Raw genomic sequence first — 19006 nt, 5'->3', positions numbered from 1 at the left:
TTTATGTTCAAGCGCAAGAAGTTGCTGGTTTGGTCCGGCCTGCCGGGGCTGGCCTTGGCCGCCGCCCTGATGTTCCTGTTCGTACCCTTCTGGACCGGTTACACACCCTTCCGGACCGGCCTCGCGCCCCTGCCCCCGTTGACGGCTGCGCGGGCGCCCACGCCCGGAGAGTTGGCCGCCGCGAAGTTCGACGTAATCGTGGTCGGCAGCGAGCCCGAGGGCATCGCCGCCGCCGTCTCGGCCGCCCGTAACGGCGCGCGCACCCTGCTCGTCTCCGAGCGCGAGACTTTAGGGGGGCTGATGACGGCCGGGATGCTGAACCTCACCGACATGAACCGGGGACACCTGTGGCGCCTGACCACCCGCGGCCTCTTTCTGGAATTTCACCGGCTGGTGGGAGGCTCGCCCTTCGACGTCGAACGCGCCGTACAGGTCTTTGAGCACATGGTCGCGGCCGAGGAACTGCTTATGGTGGCGCGGCCGGCCCACGCCATCGGGCCGCTGGTGGAGGAGGGCCGGGTGACGGGCGTAGGCTTTTCGTACCGGGGCGCGGGGCTTTCTCTTCACGCCGGACGGGTGATCGACGCCACGCCGGACGGGGACATCGCCGCCGCAGCCGGCGCCCCATACACGTACGGCCAGGCGGATTTCGGCCGGGAGGGCGCCATGGCCGCCACCCTGATGCTGCACTTCGGCGGGGTGGATTGGGACGGGGTGCGCCGGGCGGCACGGGATAAGACCTTCGGCGCGGCGCGTGTGCGCGGGAACCACGGGCGGGGCTTCGGCGAACTCTTCACCGCCTACGAACCGGCGGACCCGGGGATGCGCCTGCGGGGCTTCAACATTACGCGCCAGAGCGACGGCACGGTGGTCATCAACGCCCTCCTGATCTTCGGCGTCGACCCCCGGGACCCGGAGAGCGTCGCGGACGCCTACCGGCGGGGAAAGGCCGAAACCGGGCACGTCCTGGAATTCCTGCGCCGTGAGTTCCCCGGTTTCGAGCAGGCGTCGGTCGCCGGCTGGCCCGAGATGCTGTACGTCCGCGAAAGCCGGCACATCCAGGGCGAGTACGTGCTGGACATCGCCGACGTGCTGGAGCACCGGGACTTCCCGGACCGGGTGGCCATCGGCGCCTACCCGGTCGACGTGCAGGCCGCCCGGCCGGGGGAGTTCGGCTTCGTGATCGGCGACCCGGTGCAGTACGGCGTGCCGTTCCGGAGCCTGGTGCCGCGGGAGGTGGAAAACCTGCTGGTGGTGGGGCGCGCCGCCTCCTTCAGCTCACTGGCCGCGGGCAGCGCGCGGGTGATTCCGGTCGGCATGGCCTGCGGGCAGGCGGCCGGGGCCGCGGCCGCGTACAGCCTGCGCCACGGCGTGGGATTCCGGGAAATAGCGGCCGAGCCCGAGGGTCCGCACATCAAGGCCATCCAGAAAATCCTGACCAGCCAGGGCGCCTACCTGACGCCTTTCAAACTCACGCCCAAGTTCACCCGGCACCCGGACTACCCGGCCGCCCGGGAGGTGCTGCGCCTCGGCCTGATCAACGCCGGCTACAAAAACGACTTCGGCTTTGACCGCACCACCACCCACCTGGAGTTCGCCAACGTGTTCACCGGGGCCCTGACCCGCGCAGGAGCGCTCGGCCGCCTGCCCGGCCTGGAAGAAGTCCGCTACCCCCGGCACGTGCCCGCCGCACCCCTGACCGCTCCGGAGGCCGCCCGCATGGTGCTCTGGGTCACCGGCACCGCCTCGGCGGCGGACACCGCCTGGCCGCTGGCGCTGGATAAGGGCCTGGTTCCCCCGGAGCTTGCCGGCCACGCGCCGGACGCACCGCTTACCCGCGGCGACCTGTACCGCTGGACCGCCCACGCCCTCCAAACCCTGTAGAAAAAGGGGGGTAGCGGCGGAGGACCAGGAGGGCGAATTTCGGGAGCACGGCCTGGCGCCGCCAGCGCCGCGGGTCCATCAACAGCCGGCCCATCCATTCCAGGTGCAGGCGCCGCATCCAGGCGGGCGCCCGGCGCACCCGGCCGGCCAGCACGTCCAGACTCCCGCCGACCCCGATCACCGCCGGCACCCCCAGCGCTTCCAGGTGCCGCGCCGCCCAGAGTTCCTGCCGGGGCGCGCCCAGGGCCACAAACAGGACATCCGCCCGGCTTTGCCGCACCTTGGCCACCACTTCCGGCTCCTCTTCCGGTTTGAAGTACCCGTGGTCCGTGCCCGCCGGCACCAGTCCCGGGTACCGCGTCGCCAGTTCCCGCGCGGCGGCCTCGGCGACACCCGGCGCCGACCCCAGCAGAAATACGCGCCAGCGGTGCCGGGCAGCTTCCTCGGCCAGGCGGAGCAGGAGGTCGATGCCGGTCACCCGCTCCGGCACCGGATTGCCGGCCCGCCGGGCCGCCCAGACGATACCCACGCCGTCGGCGGTCACCAGGTCGGCCCGGCGCACGGCCGCCATCAATTCGGGCTCGGACTGCGCCCGGTAGAGAAACTCCGGGTTCAAGGTGATCACCTGGCGGGGACGGCCCTCCCGCACGAAACCGGCCACCGCCGCCGCCGCCTCGTCCAGCGTCAGGCGCGCCACCGGCGCGCCCAGGATATCCACCGTTTGCATGGCTACTTGCTCCCAATCAATTCAGGGTGTTCGGCGCGTCACCATGCGGCCCCAGTCGTCGAAAATGCTGTAGACCACCGGCACCACCAGCAGGCTGATCACGGTCGAGAAGGCCAACCCGCCGATGATCACGGTGGCCAGCGGCGCCTGAAACTCGGCGCCCTCCCCCAGACCCAGGGAAATCGGGAACATGGCGCCCACGGTGGTCAGCGTGGTCATCAGGATCGGGCGCAGCCGGACCGGGCCGGCTGTCCGGATGGCCTCGTCCCGCTCCACCCCCCGCCGGCGGAGCTGGTTCACGTAATCGATCAGCACGATGCCGTTTTTGCTCACGATGCCCACGGCCACGATCACCCCGACGAAGGCCGGCATGCTGAACGTGCGGCCCGTGAGCAGGAGCCCCAGGGTCATGCCGGCCAGCGACAGCGGCACGGCGAACATGATCACGAACGGGAAGAACAAGGACTCGAAGAGCACCGCCAGCACGATGTAAATCAGTATTACCGCCATCAGCAGCGCGAAAGTGAGTTCGGCGAAAGTCTGGGCCATCTCCTCGGCCTCGCCGCCGGTTTCGAAGTAGTACCCGGACGGCAGGACCATGCCGGCAAGCGCGGCCTGCACGTCACGGTCCACGCTCGCCAGGTCCCGGCCCTCAATCTGCGCGCTGACGGTGACCGTGCGGGCCTGGTCGTCACGGTCGACGGCCACCGGGCTTTCCCCGGGCACCAGGTGGGCCACGTCCCGCAACGGCACCTGCCGGCCGTTGGGCGCGGTCAGCAAGAGGTTGTCCAAATCGGCCAGGTACCGGCGCGCTTCCTCAGTCAGCCGCACCCGCACGTCAATTTCGTCGCCCCCGACGCGGTAGCGGGTGGCCACGTCCCCGTGCAGCGCCGACCGGACGGAGGACGCCACCTGGGCCACGCTCAGGCCGTAGGCGGCCGCCCGGTCCCGGTCCACCAACACCCGCACCTCGGGCCGTCCTTCCTCCAGGCTGGACTTCACGTCCCGGGTGCCGGGCACGCCGGCGACCACGGCCGCCGCTTGTTGCCCCAGACGGGCCAGGGTGTCCAGGTCGTCACCTTTAAGCCTGATCTCCACCGGAGCCCCTCCCCCCGGCGGGCCAAAGCCCGAGGCTGCGTCCACCCGGAAAACGGCGCCCGGAATGCTCCGCAGTTCTTTCCGGAGTGCTTCGGCCACCTCCTCGGAGCTGCGGCCACGCTCCCCGAGGGGCACCAGGGTGATGTCTATCTGAGCCCGGTCCGCGCTGGTCGCGCCCATTCCGGACATCCCCCCCTGGCCGCCCGACCCGGCGCTGACAAACACCGTTTCCACTTCGGGGAATCCGGCCACAATCTGCTCCACCCGCGCCGCCAACCGGTCAGTGGCCCCAATGGCCGTGCCGCGCGGCATCTCGATCTGGACGCTCACCGCACCTTCGTCCATCGCCGGGAAGAACTCCGCGCCCACCAGGGGAATGAGCGCCAGGCTGCCGATGAAGACCGCCGCCGTCAGGCCGACCACCTTGCGCCGGTTGTCCAGGCTCCAGGCCAACTGGCGCCCGTAGAAATCCTTCAATTTCTCCATCCATAGCCCGAACCGGTGCAGCAGGCGTCGAAGCCCACGACCGTCCGGCCCCGGTTCGTCCGGAAGGCGCACCAAGAGGCGCGACCCCAGCATCGGCACCACGGTCAGCGCCAGGATCAGCGAGGAGAGCAGCGCAAAGACCACGGTCAGGGAAAAAGGCGTAAACAGCACCGAGGCCATGCCGCCGACAAAAGCGATGGGCAGGAACACGGACATCGACGTCAGCGAGGCGCCGAGGACCGCGCCGGTCACCTCGGAAGCCCCGGTCCGGGCGGCCTCCAGGGGGCCCAACCCTTCCTGGCGGTGCCGGTAGATGTTTTCCAGGACGACGATGGCGTCGTCCACGATAATTCCGATCCCCAGGGCCAGGGCACCCAAGGTCAACATATTCAGCGTCTCCCCGCTGAAGTAGATCATGTTGCAGGCGCCGATGGTCGCCAGCGGGATGGCGGTGCAGATGATCAAGGTGGTCCGGATGTTCCGCAGGAAGAAGAAGATCACCAGGGCGGCCAGGAGACTCCCCGTCAAAAGGTCGTTGCGCAGGTTGCCGATCGACACCTCGATGAATTCGGCCTGGTCGAAGGCTGGCTCGAAACTGACCGTGCCGGGCAATTCGCGTTCAATCCCGGCCAGCGCTTGCCGGACGCCCTGCACCACCTGGACCGTGTTCGCCTGGGGCTGCTTCATCACCACGATTGCTAGGCTGGGTTCACCGTTTAAGCGGTTGATGACGTCCGTATCCCGGTACCCGTCCCGGAGCTCGGCGATGTCCGCCAGCCGCACCGGCTCGCCTTCCGCGTTCAAAACCGTGACGCCCTCGATGTCCCGCAGGTCGGCGAACTCTCCGGGTAAGCGCACCAGGTACTCCCGGGAGCCCTCCTGCACCGTGCCGCCGGGCATATTCAGGTTGCCGGCCCGCAGGGACTGCGTCACACTCTCCAGGGAAACCCCGTAACCCCGCATGGCTACCGGGTCCAGATATACCTGAATCTCGCGCTCCTGCCCGCCCTGCACGCTGACCGAAGCCACGCCGGGCAACCGTTCCAGGCGCGGCTTCACCGTGTTTTCGGCGATCCGGGTCAAATCGGCCAGGCTCTGCTCACCGGTGAAGCCGACGGTCAGCACCGGCATTTGCGAGGGATCGAATTTCATCACCATGGACCGGTCGGCGTCCGCCGGCAGTATCTGCTGCACCCGGTCCACCTTTTCCCGGATATCGTTGATTACGGCTTCCATGTCGGTGCCCCAGTCGAACTGGGCGATCACCACGGAACTGCCGGATTGGGAGGTGGAAGAGATGTTCCTCAGGTTCTCGACGGTGGCCACCGACTCCTCGATCGGCCGGGTGACCAGTTGTTCGACTTCCTGCGGCCCCGCGCCCTGGTAGGTGGTGACGATGGCCGTCACCGGAAACTCCCAGTTGGGAAGCAGGTCGATGGCCAGCCGGCTCAAGGAGACCATTCCCAGCAGCAGCACCGCCAGGGCCAGCATGATCACCCCGACCGGGCGGCGGACCGCGATGTCGGCTAACTTCATTGGTCTGCCTCCGTTCCCGCAGCCTGCACTTCCATCCCGTCCTCCAGGGCCTCCTGCCCGGAAACCACCACTTGTTCCCCGGCCTCCAACCCTTCGAGCACGGCTATCGTGCGCCCGTCGGACGGGCCGGGCCGAACGGCGCGCAGTTCGATCCGCCCCCCGGCGTGCACAAACACGCAGTGCGCGCCGGACCGCTGGAACACGGCGTCCCGGGGTACCAACACGTTCTCGGCCGCCTCGGTCCCGAAGTCCACCTCGGCGAACATCCCCGGCTTCAACCGGTGATCGGGGTTCGGCAGCTCGACTTTGACCGGGTAGGTGCGGGCACGCGGGTCGGCCGCCGGGGCGATGCTGACCACCTTGCCGGCCAGCGGCTCGGCGGCGGCCGCCGTCACCAGTACCCGGACCTCTTGGCCGCTCTTGATCCGGTGCACCAGTTTTTCGGAGGCGTTCACCTCCACCCGGACACGGTCGATATCGATGAGGGTGAGTACCGGCACGCCGGGCGAGGCCAGCTCACCAGGGTCGATGTGCCGGGCGGCCACGAGGCCGGTCACGGGTGAGGTCAGGACGGCGTTGTTGTAGTTCGCCCTTGCGAATTCCAGTTGGCCGCGGGCCTGCTGGAGCTGGGCGGGGCCGAGGTTTTCAGCCTGGTTGCGGGCCAGCTTGAAGTTGAGTTCCGCTTTCTCGAAGTCCGCATCGGCGATCGCACCCTGTTCGTGGAGGAACTTCACCCGGTCGTAGTCCGCTTGGGCCTGTTCGAGCGCCAGTTCCGCCTGAAAAAGCCCCGATTCGGCCGCCGCCACCCCGGCTTCCGCTTGGGTGAGCTGCGCCCGCAGTTCCACGGCGTCAAGCTGCAATACGGTCTGTCCGGCGCCGACGCGGTCGCCCACGTCCACGGCCACCGCCGCCACCTGGCCCGCCATCTTGGGCACCAGGTTGATCTCGGTCCGGGGTACGACCTGCCCGGTTAAGACGTCACCACGGCTCAAGCGCCCCATTTCGGCCGCAGCGACAAACACCGGGACCTTGGCCTCTTCCTCCTCCTGGCCTTCAGGCCCGGCCCGCCCGCAGCCGCTCACCGCGAACAGCAAACCCAGGACCACGACCACGACCAGTGCCAATAACCTGCGCCCCAACAAGACTACCCCTCCTTCTTTGCTTCGGGTTTTTCCGCGTCTGTTGCTTCGGGCTTTTCCGCGTCGGCCGCTTCGGGCTTTTCCTTCTTTGCTTCGGGCTTTTCCGCGTCGGCCGGCACGCTCTCCTTCAAGGCGGTTTTGGCCCGGTCCGCCTGCTCCTTGGCGAGCAGCTTCCCGCAAATGGAATTAAGCCTTTCCAAATCCTCTTCGGGCAGGCGGGCGAAATACCCTTTAAGAGCAAGGTTCCAGCTTTCTAAGGCATCGGACACCACTCGATACCCATCCTCAGTCAGAGCCAACCACACCACCCGCCGGTCCTGCTCACTCCGCTCACGCCGCATTATGCCCGAGCGGCAGAGCTTGTCGGCCGTCACCGTGACGGCGGATAGCGACACCCCCAGGCTTTCGGCGAGTTCGGAAACCGTCATCCGCCCGTGTTTCTTGAGCAGCCTGCAGAGCACGAACTGGCTCTGGGTGAGTTCGTTGGGCGCCTGCCGCGCCACCTGAATATATAAGCGGCGTGTAAGCTGGATGATCAACTCGTCGATTTTGTAGAGTAACTCCTTGAGCCTGCGCGAATCCTCCTTTTCAGAAGGCGGTCCCACTGCACCTCCACCCCCTCCTAGTTAATTAACCAATTAAACTATTTACTTCCTCAATCTTATGGCCTGTTCATACCAAGCGTCAAGGATTTTTTGGCACCGAGACGCCGCCATCAGGCCGGACGAGGCAATCGTGGACCTGGCGCGGGACAAGGAGACGAGGGCCATCATCGTCACCAAGCGGAGTTCCGATTTCGGAGTATTGGAGTACGACACCCGCTTCCCAATGGTAAAAATCCCGGCCTTCGCCTTTCTATACCTGTTGGGCCACGCGGAAAGAAAGGCCGTCACCGGCAGCTAAGCCGCCGGTACCGCCCACACCCAAGACGAAAACCTTCTAAACTTACGGGTTAGTAAAAACAGACAACCATGCCGCTCTAGCGGCACCATCGGAAGGATGAAAATACCCTCACCCTGACCCTCTCCCAGAGGGAGAGGGAATTTTCAGATAAAAAAGAGGGACTGTCCCCTATTTTCAGCGGAGCCAGACGTCGGCCATCATGCTCAGGAAGAGCACCGCCAGGTAGGGGCTGGAGAACTTGAACAGCATCCAGGCCTTGCGGCGCTCCGGATTGCGGTAAATGTGCACGGAAAGCGCCAGCGCGGCCGTCCCCATCACCAGGGCGGTGGTCAGGTACACGAGGCCCCAGTCGCCCGCGAAGTAGATCATTACCGAAAAGACGACCATCAGGACGACGGTCAGCAGGAGCCAGTTCAAGGCCCGCCGCGGCTCATAGACCACCGGGAGCATCGGCACCTTCACCCGGGCGTACTCCTCCCGGTAAAAGATGGCCAGGCTCCAAATATGGTTCGGGATCCACAACACCACCAGGGCGGCGATCAGGACCGGCAGGAGCGAGAGTTCCCCGGTCACGGCCGCCCATCCGAACAGGGCCGGCATGCCGCCGCTCACGCCCCCGATGACGATGTTCCAGACGCTGCGGCGTTTGAGCCAAAGGCTGTACACCACCACGTAGCCGAGCATTCCGCCCCACAGGGTGACCCAGGCGAGCGGGTTAAGGTTCCAGGCCAGGCCGAGCGACGCCACGAACAAAAGCAGGCCCCAGTGCAGCGCCCGCACCGGGGGGCTGATCCGGCCCGAGGGCACGGGGCGGCGCCGGGTGCGGCCCATCTGGGCGTCCATGTCCCGGTCCACGTAGCAGCTCACCGCGTTCGCCCCGGCACAAGCCAGGACCACGGCCGCCAACGCCTGGACGAACAGCCACCCGGAAACCGGATGGTCGGCGTGCGCCACCACCATCATGGCCACGGCCGTAAACGCCAGGAGCGCCACCGAGATCGGCTTGGTCACCTCGACGTAAGCCTTGGCCGCATCCCAAAAACCCGGCCTGACCGCCACCACGTTGTGCTCGGCCAGGGGCGCCGCCGCTCCGGTGGTCGGCGCGCGCAACCCGGTCAGCTTGTCCCCCACCGAAAAACCCCTCTCGATATCAAACCCGGCTCGCCCCCGGTGAAACCCGGAAAACGGCAAGTACAAGAGGCACTGTCAAGTACAATAATAACATACCGAATTAAAGTGCGAAATTGGGGCCGTCCCCGAAATTCGCTGCAAGCCTCGACACCGCCTTTTCTTGACAAACACCCGGATGAAAGTTACTTTAGAACTGACTTGGAGAGGAATGGGATTTGCCGTGACCCAGTTTGACACTTCCCTATGGCGGGCAGCCATCGCTAAAAAAAATCTGAAACGCGAAGCCTACCGCAGAAGAAAACTGGCCCAACTTCGTCGGCAACTGGCAGATTATTTTGCCCGGAAAAAAGTGGCTCGTGTCTACGTGATCGGGTCTATTGTCCGCCCTGGAGCCTTCGATGAAACGTCGGACATCGACATCGCCGTGTTGGGCCTGAAAGAAGATTACCTGCGCGTTTCGTCGGAACTGGAAGCCTTGGTTGAACGTGAACTGGACCTTATAGAACTGGAGTACTGCCGTTTCGCCGCCGAGGTTGAAAGGGAAGGATTGAGAATCATATGAGCAAGGGGTCGACGATGGCACCGATTTCCCGTCTCTGGCCCCCGAAATAGCCCAGTACCGGAGGCGAGCAGTCTTGCGCCGCAAACCAAACCGCAGAACCATCTTTGTCATCTCGTGCCTGTTGGCCGTCACCGCCGCCGTCATCTGGAACGTCCTGGGGGCGGGATCACCGCAGGCTTGCTTTTCGCCGTTTGCGCCGCCCGCCACGAGCCACGCCGTTGTCATCTACGGCGGCGGTTTCGCGGCGTGCGCCGCCGCCTACCAAGCCGCAACCCACCTGCCCCCCAGCCACACCGTCTTGATGGTCGTTCCGGAAAGCGCCTTGGGCGGCGTCGGCACCGTCGGCGGCCAAAACTTTTTCGACATCCGCAACTGGCGCGGCGAACCGCCCACCCGGGGCAGCTTCGCCCGCTGGTTCGCCGCGTTCGGGCAGGGCTACCCGACAACGGCGATGTCTGAGCTATTATATGCCGAAGTGGTCGAGGGTTTTCCGGGGAAGGTGGAAGTGCTCTTTAATCACGAGATTGCGGCGGTGCACCCGGCGAGGGGCGGCTGGAGCGCGCTGGGCGGCGGCGGCCCCGAACCCGCTGGCAGCCCCATCCCCGGCGGCAGCCCCGGCGGGCTGGTGAAGCTCGGGGCCGTCACCGTGCGCCCCGTAGCGCGCAACCCCGAGACGCTGGCGGTGGAGTGGGCCGGCAAAGCCCGCGCCGTTCACGGCAAGGTGTTCATCGACGCTTCGGACACCGGGCGGATGGCGCGGCTGGCCGGGGTGCCCCTCTCCCCTGGGCGGGCCGACTGGGCCGGCGACGCGCAACAACAGGCCGTCACCCTGATGTTCCAGGTCACCGAGGTTCAACCTCAAGGCGCCATAGCGTACCGGAACCCTCAAAACGGCAAACCGGAGTTCTTCTACTTCCAGGAAGCCGACGGCAGCCGCCTCGGCTGGGGCGGCAAAGACTTCACCGGCTACGACCCGGTGGTGGCCGCCTACAACGCGGGCGGCCACCACTTCACCCTGAAAGGCTACAACATCGCCGAGGACACCCCCGGGCGGTGGTGGCTCAATATCCTGCTCATCCACGAGGTGAACGGGATGCTGCAGGAACTGGACCGGGGCACCGAGCACCGGCCGGCGGCTGGGGTGGCGGCCGAGGGGGTGGCTGGAACGGCGGCGGCCCTTGCCGGGTTGGTCGAAGAGGGCCAGTGGTCCACCGACCGGGCCTACGCCGAAGCACTGGCCGAACTGGAGCGACCCCGCTTCCTGGAGGCCCTGCGCCGCTTTCCGGGCTTCGAGCGCGTGGAGCTGGTGCGGGATTCGGACGGGCGGCCCGTGGTGGGTGAGGTTCTATATATCCGTGAAACCGCGCACGCCGTGCGGGATGACGGTACCTTCGCCCTTTCGGCGGACGCCGTCCGGGGGGCCGGGGACGGCCCCGGGACCGGCGCCGACCACGACCTTTACGACACCCGGGTCGGCCTCGGCTTCTACTACGTGGACATCAACGCCTACCGCAAAGGGGAGCCGGTCCAGACCCTGGAGACACCGGCCAACCCCCACTACATCCCGTACGCGGCGCTGACCACACCCGCCGTGGAAAACCTCCTGCTCCCGGGCTACGCCCAGAGCACCTCCTCGGAAGCCTGGGCCTCGATGCGCGTCATCCCGAACCTCACCGTCTGCGGCGACGCCGCCGGCGTGGCCGCGGCCTACTCGGCCGCCAACGGCAAATCCCCCGCCGCCCTCGGCCCCGAGGACCTCCGGGAGATCCAAAACCTGCTCACCGCCGCCGGCGCCCGCCTCGACAAGTAGGGGTTAAGGCTCTTTCTTCTCTTTCGGCGGCGGGGACCCTCTCCGGTGTCCCGCAACCGCAACCCGCGCATCATCGCCCGCAACCCGCGCATCATCGCCCGCAACTTGCTCTTCGTCTCCCGCGGCCTCTCCTTCCACGAAAGTCGAGTGCACCACCACGTGGCGGCAGACACCGCAGATCCAGGGCCTGGCGGCCTCATTCATGGCCGCGGAATAATAGACGGTGCGGCATTTGGGGCAAAAATGGCGATACAAGACTTCAGCACCACCCTGTCAAAAATTGCTACTTTTCTTGAGCGTAATACCGATACGGCAGCTTTGTCAAGTCTGTATTTACCGTTTTGGCAGATTGCGTTGGGTCGTCTTTCCGGGGATGGTAGAATACTTACCAGACGCGCAGAAAACCGGGGGTCAGCATGCTGGAAGAGCGATTGCGTAAAGCCCGCCAGGCCCGGGGGTGGACCCAGTCACAGCTGGCGGCCAAACTGAATGTTTCGGACGCGACCATCAGCCGCTACGAGAAAGGTGTTCGCTATCCCGATATCGAGACGTTAAAGCGCCTGGCCTTCGTGCTGGAAACCTCGGTCGATTACCTGGTCGGGGAAAAACCCGATCCCGATGAAAAACTGCCCCCGGAAGCCCGGCGTTACCTCGAGGAGTTCCGGAGTTTTCTCAGGCACAAGTACCGTTCCAAGGAGTAATCGCCCCCGCATCCGAGAACGATTCCCTTTCGCTTGTTATCACTTACATTTCATAGCTGGCCAGGATGCCGCCGATCATGGCTGCCGCCACAAAGCCGACCATGAGGCCCAAAAAAATGAGCAGGACCGGCTCCAGGGCGGCGTTTAATTTTTTGATGATTAACCGACCAAACAACGGCACTCTCGTTTTGAGGCTGTCAAGCACATACCGCCCGCGCCTGGTGCGCCCGGCCGCCACAAAACCAAGCACGACAGCACCCAGGACATAGGCGCCTGTAATGGCGTTTTCCGTGGCCCAGGTGGTAATCAATTTGCCGCCTGACGGAAGGAAGGAAGGAAGGAAGGAAGGAAGGAAGGAAGGAAGGAAGGAAGGAAGGAAGGAAGGAAGGAAGGAAGGAAGGAAGGAAGGAAGGAAGGAAGGAAGGAAGGCCGAGTTTTGTAATTTTGAACGCTTTTGACTGCCGCTGCTAGACGGCGAAGTCATCCAGGCAAATGAAGGGCAAGTCCGCCATCCCGGCCCAGGACCGGTCGTTTCCGAGCGCCGCCCGGCACCCGGAAACAACGCCCGTAGCCGCGATCAACGCATCGGGGAGCTTCAGGCCGCTCTCCGCCCGCAGCTGCGCGGCCTTATGGGCGATCTCCCGCGAAACCGGAACCACCTCCACGTTGGAAAACCGGCTGAGAAACAGCCGTATCAGATTGACGGCTCCCTCGTTCCCGCTTCTCATCGGACCCACCAGAAGTTCCACTTCCGTAACCACGGACAGAACCAATTCGATCTCCCGTTGCTCCGCCAAGTGGAAAAGGGGCCTCAGGGTCTTTTCATACCGGGGAACCCGGTTCAGAAAATAAATAACCGCGCTGGTATCCGCAAGCAGGCGCCCGTGCTTCCGGACGGCTTCCAGGAAAGCATCTTCTACTCCCATGCTTCACGCTCTTTCCGGATGTACTCGTCGACCTCTTCTTTCGACGCGCCGTACACACCCTGCAGCGCATCCACCAGCAGATCGGCATAGCTTTGGGCGGGTTTTGAAATCACCATTTTGCCGTCTTCCAGCTTCACCATCAGCTTGGCTCCGGGTTGCAGATGCAGGGCGCGGAAGATTTCCACCGGTATGGTAATCTGTCGCTTACTGGAAACTCTGATAATAGACTGCACTATCTTGCACCTCCATTGAGAGCATAATGTCTTGCCGAATTATATCATAACCAAGCAACTTCTGGCAATACCAAGCGCCTGCAGTCCTTCCCCCGTACGCTTGAGGGCGTATCCTTCATCAACCCCTTCGCCCCGGACTTCGACCTTTCCCGCTGTCTCTGATTGAGCCGGCAAAACCGCATGACCGGCACGATGAATAAGCCAACTAACAGCCTTACGAATATTATAATCCCTGAACAAAGCAGGCCCCCCTCGCCGGGAGGGGGCCTGCCTGCTCTCAAACGCAGAAAACCCTGCACTGAGCAACTCCGGGAAACATGCGCACCGCCAAAAGTGGTCCTGGACACCTGCGTCATCGTTTCCGATTGCTCGCCTGCGCCTTTAAGCGCCAATACCTGTTTTCCTCAGTAATCTCGATTGGCTTACCTAATAATAGTATTCCGGCGAAACCATTCCGCGGATCGTCTCGACTTCGAGTTGACCTTCAGCAACACGAGTCGAGATCAACGGGCCAGTGCCTTCAGGGCACGTTCGTAACGATCAATAAACCCTTCCACCCGCGCCGCAAACGCGGGGTCGATTGTTACTTGTTCCACATCAACCGGTCGCGCCACAATGGACCGCGTTGCCTGGTCGCAATACACGGCCAGGTTTCCGCCCTCCCGCAACCCCAGGGCCTCCAGATACTCTTTAGGGATGGAAAAAACCAGGCTGTTCCCGGCCTTGTATATTTTTCTGATCTCCATAGAACCACCATCCATAATAGACTAACAAGTTATAATTGTCACTACTATTATAACCGGGAAAACATCGGATCAACAACTTTTTCCGGGGCCGGTCCGTCGCATCTTCGGATCGCCGTTTTGGTCTTGGGATGCGCGCCTCAGTCTGACCTCTATTTCCTGTTGACACCGCGCGGATAATGTATATAGTAATGTATACGGAAGGTGATTTCCCATGATCCGCAAGCAACTCTACATCGAGCCCCGCCAGGTGGCCCTGCTCAAGAAGCGGGCCCGGGCGGAGGGGGTCAGCGAGGCGGAACTGGTCCGCCGCGCTCTGGACGCGCATCTCAGCCAGGTCGCCACCCGACCCGATCCCGCTGCCTGGGAGAGAGAAAAAGCTTTCCTCACCGGCCGGCGCGAAGCAGGCCGGGGCGGCCGGCGAAACTGGCGGCGGGAAGACCTCTATGACCGCTAGGGTCCTCGTGGACACGAATGTTCTCGTGTACGCTTACGACGGCACCGAGCCGGACAAGCAGGAACGGGCCTGGCAAGTCCTCGACGAACTGGCGCCGACCGGCCTTGGCGCGCTCAGCGCCCAGATCCTGGCCGAGTTCGTGGTGGCCGTAACCCGCAAGATTCCGGCCCCCCTGAATCGCCAAGAGGCCCGCGAAAGAGTGGAAAACCTGCGGCGGGCCTGGACGGTGTTTGACATCACCGGGTTGATCGTCCTGGAGGCGGTACGGGGCTTTGGCACCTACCGGTTCTCCTATTGGGACTCCCAAATCTGGGCCACCGCGCGCTTAAACCAGGCGCCTTTTGTGCTCAGCGAGGACTTTGCCGCCGGCAGTACGCTTGAGGGCGTAACCTTCATCAACCCCTTCGCCCCGGACTTCGACCTTTCCCGCTGTCTCTGATTGAGCCGACAAAACCGCATGACCGGCACAAGGAATAAGCCAACTGACAGCCTTACGAATATTATAATCCCTGAACAAAGCAGCCCCCCACTTGATGTCGCCGGGGTTCACTCCCAGGCTCAAGCCCACATAGCGCAGCGGCAGGTAGGTGCGCCCGTCCTTCAGGTAGGGAACGGAGTCCATTTGGGCTCTCCTCCCGTTGCTCGTGTAATGGTCTTTGCCGATGGAGAACACCGCCGGCCGTAGGACGAGCCTGCGGCCGGTTTCACAACGAATCTCCCTTTTTCCCAAAAACTACAATGAGCTGCCGGCCCGCTGCTCCCCCAGATACTGAGTTTCGCTGTCCGGCGCTGTTCATTCCACGCGGCGGTCGCACCCGGTATGGTGGTCTGATTGGTGCCGGGTATGTCCTTTTCGAGCTACGCAGGCTACTGAGGTTGCTGTGGTTGTTCAGGCTACCTGCCCCCCGCCCCCGTCCCCGTTCCGCCCGCACTCACGGCCCAAGGTTTCTGGCTGGAAGGCCAGTTTCAAGTAGGCGTGCCGGCACGCCAGGTCGAAAAGGCCTGCTCGGCTTCGGCCAAAGCCGCCTCGCGCTCGGCGACGTCGGCTGCCGTGGCCATCCCGACATCCTGTCGCAGCCGGGTTACGCGCCGCGCCTCCGCGGCGGTCCGCATGGCCAAGATCCGCCGCCTGGCCTTGGCGCATTCGGTTAAAAAAAACGCGAGGAAGGAATGATGCTCTTGCAAACTAAGAAGGGTGTCCAAAACCGGTATGCCGCCCTTCTTGTCTGGGACGTAACAAACGTACAGACCGCGCACCTGAAAACCAAATTCGAGCTGGCCCCGGCCTCCCTGGTGGCCGAGAAAACAGCCGGCCTCACCAACCAGGCCCTGCGGGCCTGGGAAGAAGACCAGGGTCAAAAGCGTCTCAAGCCCGGAGAGCTTCTCCTCGAACAGGACGGGCAGCCGCTGGTGCTGCCGCTATTGGCACCGGAGGCCGTGGAACGTCTCCGGCGGGGGACTGCTCCAAAGGCCGTACGGCGAGAACTGGAAATGCTCCAGTACCGGAGCATGCAACAGGTTCAACCAGAGGCGGGCATTGATGATCTCTGGCGGATTCTGAGCCAGACCGAGCTGCCCCTGAAAAGAGGCGCCCACGCGGACTTCCTGCCGGAGAGCCCCTTGAGCCCTGGACGTCTGAACCACCGGGCCCAAACACTGGCGGGAGAAATCCCGTCCAGCGTCCTGGAGCCGGTCACCCGGACCCTGGTTGACGAATGGGGCTTAAGGCCCGCCCAGGCGGAAGGAATGGTGGCCCTTGCTGCCAAGACCTACGCCCGTTGCTGCCCCCGGCTTGACGAGCTTGAACCCGGCCAAATGGTCTGGTTGGCCCACGGCACCAGGAAAACCAGGCGTACCGACCCGCGGCTCTTCGCTCCGGTGATCCTGACCCTGCTCGCCCCGGAAGAGCTGGAGTCTGCCCCTGCCAACCGGGTTGAGCTGAAACAGCTGAAGACCCGCCAGATCGAGCGGCTGACCACCGAAGCTTGGCGACAGGACGGAGTGCCCACCAGCCTGGACCTGGAGTGGATCCTGGGCATCTCGCCCACACTGATCCGGGAACTCCTGGAGGCCTACCAGGAAAGGTTCGGTGTCCTGCTCCCAACCGCCGGTACGGTTCTGGATATGGGGCGTACCCTAACACACAAGACCATCGTGGTGGAGTTGGCGCTCTCCGGGTTGACCACCCAAGAGATCGCCCGGCGCATCTACCATACTCCGGAGGCGGTAGACAACTACCTCCGGCTGTTCGAACGGGTTCTGCTCCTGCGTTACTACAAGTTACCCGTATCGGTGATGATCAGGGTGACCGGGCACGGCAAGGCCCTGCTCGAGGAACACCTGGCCCTGGTTGAGAAGCACTTCCCGAATGAGGAAGCTCTGGTTACTTATCTTGGACAGCGCGATGTTACGTTGGAGAAGAGCAGTTAGGGAATTACGGGGTTATCTGGCTACGGCTTGCCTGCTGGACGCCTGTTCCCGGGAAAAGCCGTTGGTGGACGAAGCCACGGTGCAAAGAGCCGTTGTGGAACTTCAGGAAACACCGGGGCTGGCCCCGGTTGGCTCGCCATGGTAAACTCGATCCAAGAGGTCCGAGGGCGGGAACGTCAACCGTCACGGCTCCCGGTGCCATCCACTCCCGGCAATGACGAGTGCCATTGGCACGCGTCAATCAGTGACAAATAGCTCCGGCAGCAACACCCCCTTGCGAGGGGCCATATCAAACACGGCTTGGGGGCCTTGGTGCCTTCGGAAACCCCTGGCTCTATCTGAATGCCGTGCTTGGCACAAGAAAGGCCAGCCAGGGTTTTTCAAAAGTCTCCTTGACTGAAGCATGGGTGCTCCTCAGTTCCAGGACGGCGGCTTCGGCCTGGGCCAAGGCGGCCTTCTGCTCCAGCACCGCGGTATAAGTGGCCAAGCCCACCCAGTGGCGCAGTTCGGCGGCGCGCAACGCTTCCCGGGCCAGGGCCAGGCCCTCCTGCGCGGAGGCATGGGCTGCTTCCAGTGTCTTCATCGTGTCGAAAAGTTCATATATCTTGTTCCGCGTTTCAGCCCGGGCATCCTCGTAACTGAGCCAGGCCTTGTCACGGTCGATCAGGCCGGCCTCCGACGGCTGGGTGTAGGACCAGACGTATCGCTGCAGTTCGTACCCTTCCCGCTTGCTCCAGAGGTAGGGGTTATTGTCGAGAGACAGTGCCCTGTTGATTGCCAAGTCCAAGGACTCGACGGCCACGGCCTTGAACTCCGGTTCGGTGGTCAGTACCGGGCGCTCCTCCGGTTCCAACCCGATCAGCTTGTTGAGCGCGCGGTAAGCGCCCTCCAAGTCCGCACGCGCCTGTTCCGCGGCGCTACCGGCGCGCTGAAGCCCGGCTGATGCCGCGTACACCTGCATATTGGTACTCATCCCCACCGCCGCCAGGGCCAGCACCGTGCGGTAGTCGCGCTCCGCCTTTTCGAGGGCGGCTCCGGCCGCTCCCAACCCGTGCTGCTTCTTCAGGATGTCATTGTACAGCCGCCTAGCGTTCAGAGAAATAGCGTCCTTCGTCATTTCAAAGGTCTTCTGCTGAATATGCCACCCCCGATCAGCACTCAAGGCCTTATACCAGCTGTGCTCGTCAGAGCCTGGGTAGCTCTTGTAGAGATTGTCCGTCCCTGTCCAGGTCTTGACTAGCATGTAGCCGTGATATTCCCAAGCGGCGTCCGCTACTTCTCTGGCACGATCTACGTCGAGTTCCGCCTGTTTGATGCCCATACTGTTCCGCAAGGCGAGTTCGACAACCTGATCCAGGGCAAGGCTTTTTGGCTGCACACCAGCAGCTTCGTTAGCCGCGAATGCAGTCACGAGACCACTGAGTGCGAACCAAACGGTAAACGCAGCAACAATCAGCACCCGGTGCATTATAGGCACAACTCCTTGAGCAAGTTGATTGTTTAACAAGTCAAGTATATCGTGACATCAACAGCCGGTCAATACCGGTAAGTGACAAACCGAGAGTGTATCCAACCAACGTCAAAGGGCTTCTTGATCTAGTACTAGTTCGTCACAGTTACTACCCCGTCCACACCATAGACCAAGAGGGCATTCACAACATCAAAAGAACGCATGTCGGTTCTGATATCGAGTGTGGCCGTCATCCCTGCCCCAAATAGCATCGGAGCATTGGATGATCTAGCACCCTCCAAGGTATAAGATCGGTCAACAACCCAACCCTTGATAAGGCTTAACGGTGATTGATGGCGAATGTAGTCTTCTCCAGCCACTATGGTAATATTGGCTACTGCAAACTTCCCCTGAGCATCAGCAGTGTATCCTAGGGTGTTTACAACGAGCGTTCCTCCTTTGACTGCTATTTTATCACCCACCTTCTTCTTTAGAGGGTCTGTCACAGTTTGCGGTAGCGGTTCAATAGCCCTGGTTATGTAGACTGTCCTACTGCCGGCATCCCACTCTGTCTTGGCTCCAAAGATGTCCGCTATGGTCCTGAGTGGCACTAGAGTCCTGCCTTCAACCAATCGAGGAGAAACCTCGCAGGCGATTTCCTGTCCGTCAACCACCAGCCTAATCCCTTGATTGGCATAAGCAAGGCCGGCCACAATGGTAACAACTATGGCTACGACAACAACGAAAACAAGTTTTTTCATCCAACGCTGCCCCCTTTAGTCTCGGATGC

At 63.2% G+C, this 19006-nt stretch carries 23 protein-coding genes; 9 read left to right on the top strand and 14 right to left on the bottom strand.

What is annotated here, in order from left to right; translation table 11 throughout:
- The first annotated feature begins 3 nt into the window (after nt 1–3).
- Nucleotides 4–1884: an FAD-dependent oxidoreductase gene (locus AB1402_02265; protein MEW6540425.1), complete on the top strand. Its 1881-nt coding sequence runs from the start codon at nt 4–6 to the stop codon at nt 1882–1884.
- Here AB1402_02265 and AB1402_02260 read toward each other — a convergent pair.
- The 4 genes from AB1402_02260 to AB1402_02245 are packed head-to-tail and all read right to left on the bottom strand — an operon-like array spanning nt 1832 to nt 7475.
- A complete protein-coding gene (locus tag AB1402_02260; protein ID MEW6540424.1) occupies nt 1832–2611 on the bottom strand; it encodes a WecB/TagA/CpsF family glycosyltransferase in 780 nt (259 codons plus the stop codon). The two genes, AB1402_02265 and AB1402_02260, sit on opposite strands and share 53 nt — an antisense overlap.
- Before the next feature lie 21 nt (nt 2612–2632).
- Entirely contained in the window at nt 2633–5731 is a 3099-nt protein-coding gene (locus AB1402_02255; protein MEW6540423.1) for an efflux RND transporter permease subunit, read from the bottom strand.
- On the bottom strand, nt 5728–6870 hold the full coding sequence (locus AB1402_02250) for an efflux RND transporter periplasmic adaptor subunit (protein ID MEW6540422.1): 1143 nt from the start codon (nt 6868–6870) through the stop codon (nt 5728–5730). The genes AB1402_02255 and AB1402_02250 overlap by 4 nt, the downstream gene beginning before the upstream one ends.
- Before the next feature lie 5 nt (nt 6871–6875).
- Nucleotides 6876–7475: a MarR family transcriptional regulator gene (locus AB1402_02245; GenBank protein ID MEW6540421.1), complete on the bottom strand. Its 600-nt coding sequence runs from the start codon at nt 7473–7475 to the stop codon at nt 6876–6878.
- Between the two features lie 130 nt (nt 7476–7605).
- Here AB1402_02245 and AB1402_02240 point away from each other — a divergent pair, with 130 nt between their 5' ends.
- A complete protein-coding gene (locus tag AB1402_02240) occupies nt 7606–7773 on the top strand; it encodes a hypothetical protein (GenBank protein MEW6540420.1) in 168 nt (55 codons plus the stop codon).
- Between the two features lie 174 nt (nt 7774–7947).
- Here AB1402_02240 and AB1402_02235 read toward each other — a convergent pair whose 3' ends face one another.
- Nucleotides 7948–8904, bottom strand: a complete 957-nt coding sequence (locus tag AB1402_02235) for a heme o synthase (GenBank protein ID MEW6540419.1) — start codon at nt 8902–8904, stop codon at nt 7948–7950.
- Between the two features lie 208 nt (nt 8905–9112).
- Here AB1402_02235 and AB1402_02230 point away from each other — a divergent pair, with 208 nt between their 5' ends.
- Together AB1402_02230 and AB1402_02225 are read left to right on the top strand one after the other, a co-directional pair.
- Nucleotides 9113–9466, top strand: a complete 354-nt coding sequence (locus tag AB1402_02230) for a nucleotidyltransferase domain-containing protein (GenBank protein ID MEW6540418.1) — start codon at nt 9113–9115, stop codon at nt 9464–9466.
- A gap of 73 nt (nt 9467–9539) precedes the next feature.
- Nucleotides 9540–11276: an FAD-dependent oxidoreductase gene (locus tag AB1402_02225; GenBank protein MEW6540417.1), complete on the top strand. Its 1737-nt coding sequence runs from the start codon at nt 9540–9542 to the stop codon at nt 11274–11276.
- Nucleotides 11277–11279: 3 nt separating this feature from the next.
- Here the strand turns inward: AB1402_02225 and AB1402_02220 are convergent, their stop codons facing one another.
- A complete protein-coding gene (locus tag AB1402_02220; GenBank protein ID MEW6540416.1) occupies nt 11280–11531 on the bottom strand; it encodes a hypothetical protein in 252 nt (83 codons plus the stop codon).
- 161 nt (nt 11532–11692) lie between these two features.
- On the opposite strand from AB1402_02220, the gene AB1402_02215 reads away from it, so the two are divergent.
- Nucleotides 11693–11977, top strand: coding sequence for a helix-turn-helix transcriptional regulator (locus AB1402_02215; GenBank protein MEW6540415.1), 285 nt, complete (start codon nt 11693–11695; stop codon nt 11975–11977).
- Nucleotides 11978–12020: 43 nt separating this feature from the next.
- On the opposite strand, the gene AB1402_02210 is transcribed toward AB1402_02215, so the two are convergent.
- Nucleotides 12021–12287, bottom strand: a complete 267-nt coding sequence (locus AB1402_02210; GenBank protein MEW6540414.1) for a hypothetical protein — start codon at nt 12285–12287, stop codon at nt 12021–12023.
- 1 nt (nt 12288) lies between these two features.
- Here AB1402_02210 and AB1402_02205 point away from each other — a divergent pair, with 1 nt between their 5' ends.
- Nucleotides 12289–12435 carry a hypothetical protein gene (locus AB1402_02205; protein MEW6540413.1) on the top strand — a complete coding sequence of 49 codons (147 nt, stop codon included), beginning with the start codon at nt 12289–12291 and terminating at the stop codon, nt 12433–12435.
- Nucleotides 12436–12444: 9 nt separating this feature from the next.
- Here the strand turns inward: AB1402_02205 and AB1402_02200 are convergent, their stop codons facing one another.
- The 3 genes from AB1402_02200 to AB1402_02190 all read right to left on the bottom strand — a co-directional run bounded on the left by AB1402_02200 (nt 12445) and on the right by AB1402_02190 (nt 13882).
- Nucleotides 12445–12903: a PIN domain-containing protein gene (locus AB1402_02200; protein ID MEW6540412.1), complete on the bottom strand. Its 459-nt coding sequence runs from the start codon at nt 12901–12903 to the stop codon at nt 12445–12447.
- Nucleotides 12894–13136: an AbrB/MazE/SpoVT family DNA-binding domain-containing protein gene (locus AB1402_02195; protein MEW6540411.1), complete on the bottom strand. Its 243-nt coding sequence runs from the start codon at nt 13134–13136 to the stop codon at nt 12894–12896. Before AB1402_02195 ends, AB1402_02200 begins: the two co-directional genes overlap by 10 nt.
- 503 nt (nt 13137–13639) lie before the next feature.
- A complete protein-coding gene (locus tag AB1402_02190; GenBank protein ID MEW6540410.1) occupies nt 13640–13882 on the bottom strand; it encodes an AbrB/MazE/SpoVT family DNA-binding domain-containing protein in 243 nt (80 codons plus the stop codon).
- Between the two features lie 211 nt (nt 13883–14093).
- Between AB1402_02190 and AB1402_02185 the strand changes: the two genes are divergently transcribed.
- Both AB1402_02185 and AB1402_02180 read left to right on the top strand, forming a co-directional pair.
- Entirely contained in the window at nt 14094–14336 is a 243-nt protein-coding gene (locus tag AB1402_02185; protein MEW6540409.1) for a CopG family transcriptional regulator, read from the top strand.
- The gene (locus tag AB1402_02180) at nt 14326–14775 is read left to right on the top strand and encodes a PIN domain-containing protein (protein MEW6540408.1); all 450 of its coding nucleotides are present in this window, start codon (nt 14326–14328) and stop codon (nt 14773–14775) included. The genes AB1402_02185 and AB1402_02180 overlap by 11 nt, the downstream gene beginning before the upstream one ends.
- Here AB1402_02180 and AB1402_02175 read toward each other — a convergent pair.
- Both AB1402_02175 and AB1402_02170 read right to left on the bottom strand, forming a co-directional pair.
- Complete coding sequence (locus tag AB1402_02175; GenBank protein ID MEW6540407.1) at nt 14662–15009, bottom strand: stalk domain-containing protein; 348 nt, start codon at nt 15007–15009, stop codon at nt 14662–14664. The two genes, AB1402_02180 and AB1402_02175, sit on opposite strands and share 114 nt — an antisense overlap.
- A gap of 293 nt (nt 15010–15302) precedes the next feature.
- Complete coding sequence (locus AB1402_02170) at nt 15303–15539, bottom strand: hypothetical protein (GenBank protein ID MEW6540406.1); 237 nt, start codon at nt 15537–15539, stop codon at nt 15303–15305.
- On the opposite strand from AB1402_02170, the gene AB1402_02165 reads away from it, so the two are divergent.
- Nucleotides 15516–16766, top strand: a complete 1251-nt coding sequence (locus AB1402_02165) for a DUF1670 domain-containing protein (GenBank protein ID MEW6540405.1) — start codon at nt 15516–15518, stop codon at nt 16764–16766. The genes AB1402_02170 and AB1402_02165 overlap by 24 nt on opposite strands.
- A gap of 334 nt (nt 16767–17100) precedes the next feature.
- Here the strand turns inward: AB1402_02165 and AB1402_02160 are convergent, their stop codons facing one another.
- Together AB1402_02160 and AB1402_02155 are read right to left on the bottom strand one after the other, a co-directional pair.
- Entirely contained in the window at nt 17101–18144 is a 1044-nt protein-coding gene (locus tag AB1402_02160; GenBank protein MEW6540404.1) for a TolC family protein, read from the bottom strand.
- A gap of 224 nt (nt 18145–18368) precedes the next feature.
- On the bottom strand, nt 18369–18977 hold the full coding sequence (locus tag AB1402_02155; GenBank protein ID MEW6540403.1) for a copper amine oxidase N-terminal domain-containing protein: 609 nt from the start codon (nt 18975–18977) through the stop codon (nt 18369–18371).
- Nucleotides 18978–19006: the final 29 nt, after the last annotated feature.

The organism is Bacillota bacterium, from assembly GCA_040757205.1.
Lineage (GTDB): Bacteria > Bacillota > Desulfotomaculia > Desulfotomaculales > Desulforudaceae > Desulforudis.
This window is presented reverse-complemented; position numbering and strand designations above follow the sequence as displayed.

Coding starts and splice junctions, on each gene's coding strand:
- AB1402_02255 (MEW6540423.1), bottom strand. CDS start 5,731: ATGAAGTTAGCCGACATCGCGGTCCGCCGCCCGGTCGGGGTGATCATG.
- AB1402_02230 (MEW6540418.1), top strand. CDS start 9,113: ATGGGATTTGCCGTGACCCAGTTTGACACTTCCCTATGGCGGGCAGCC.
- AB1402_02200 (MEW6540412.1), bottom strand. CDS start 12,903: ATGGGAGTAGAAGATGCTTTCCTGGAAGCCGTCCGGAAGCACGGGCGC.
- AB1402_02180 (MEW6540408.1), top strand. CDS start 14,326: ATGACCGCTAGGGTCCTCGTGGACACGAATGTTCTCGTGTACGCTTAC.
- AB1402_02185 (MEW6540409.1), top strand. CDS start 14,094: ATGATCCGCAAGCAACTCTACATCGAGCCCCGCCAGGTGGCCCTGCTC.
- AB1402_02260 (MEW6540424.1), bottom strand. CDS start 2,611: ATGCAAACGGTGGATATCCTGGGCGCGCCGGTGGCGCGCCTGACGCTG.
- AB1402_02265 (MEW6540425.1), top strand. CDS start 4: ATGTTCAAGCGCAAGAAGTTGCTGGTTTGGTCCGGCCTGCCGGGGCTG.
- AB1402_02155 (MEW6540403.1), bottom strand. CDS start 18,977: ATGAAAAAACTTGTTTTCGTTGTTGTCGTAGCCATAGTTGTTACCATT.
- AB1402_02190 (MEW6540410.1), bottom strand. CDS start 13,882: ATGGAGATCAGAAAAATATACAAGGCCGGGAACAGCCTGGTTTTTTCC.
- AB1402_02215 (MEW6540415.1), top strand. CDS start 11,693: ATGCTGGAAGAGCGATTGCGTAAAGCCCGCCAGGCCCGGGGGTGGACC.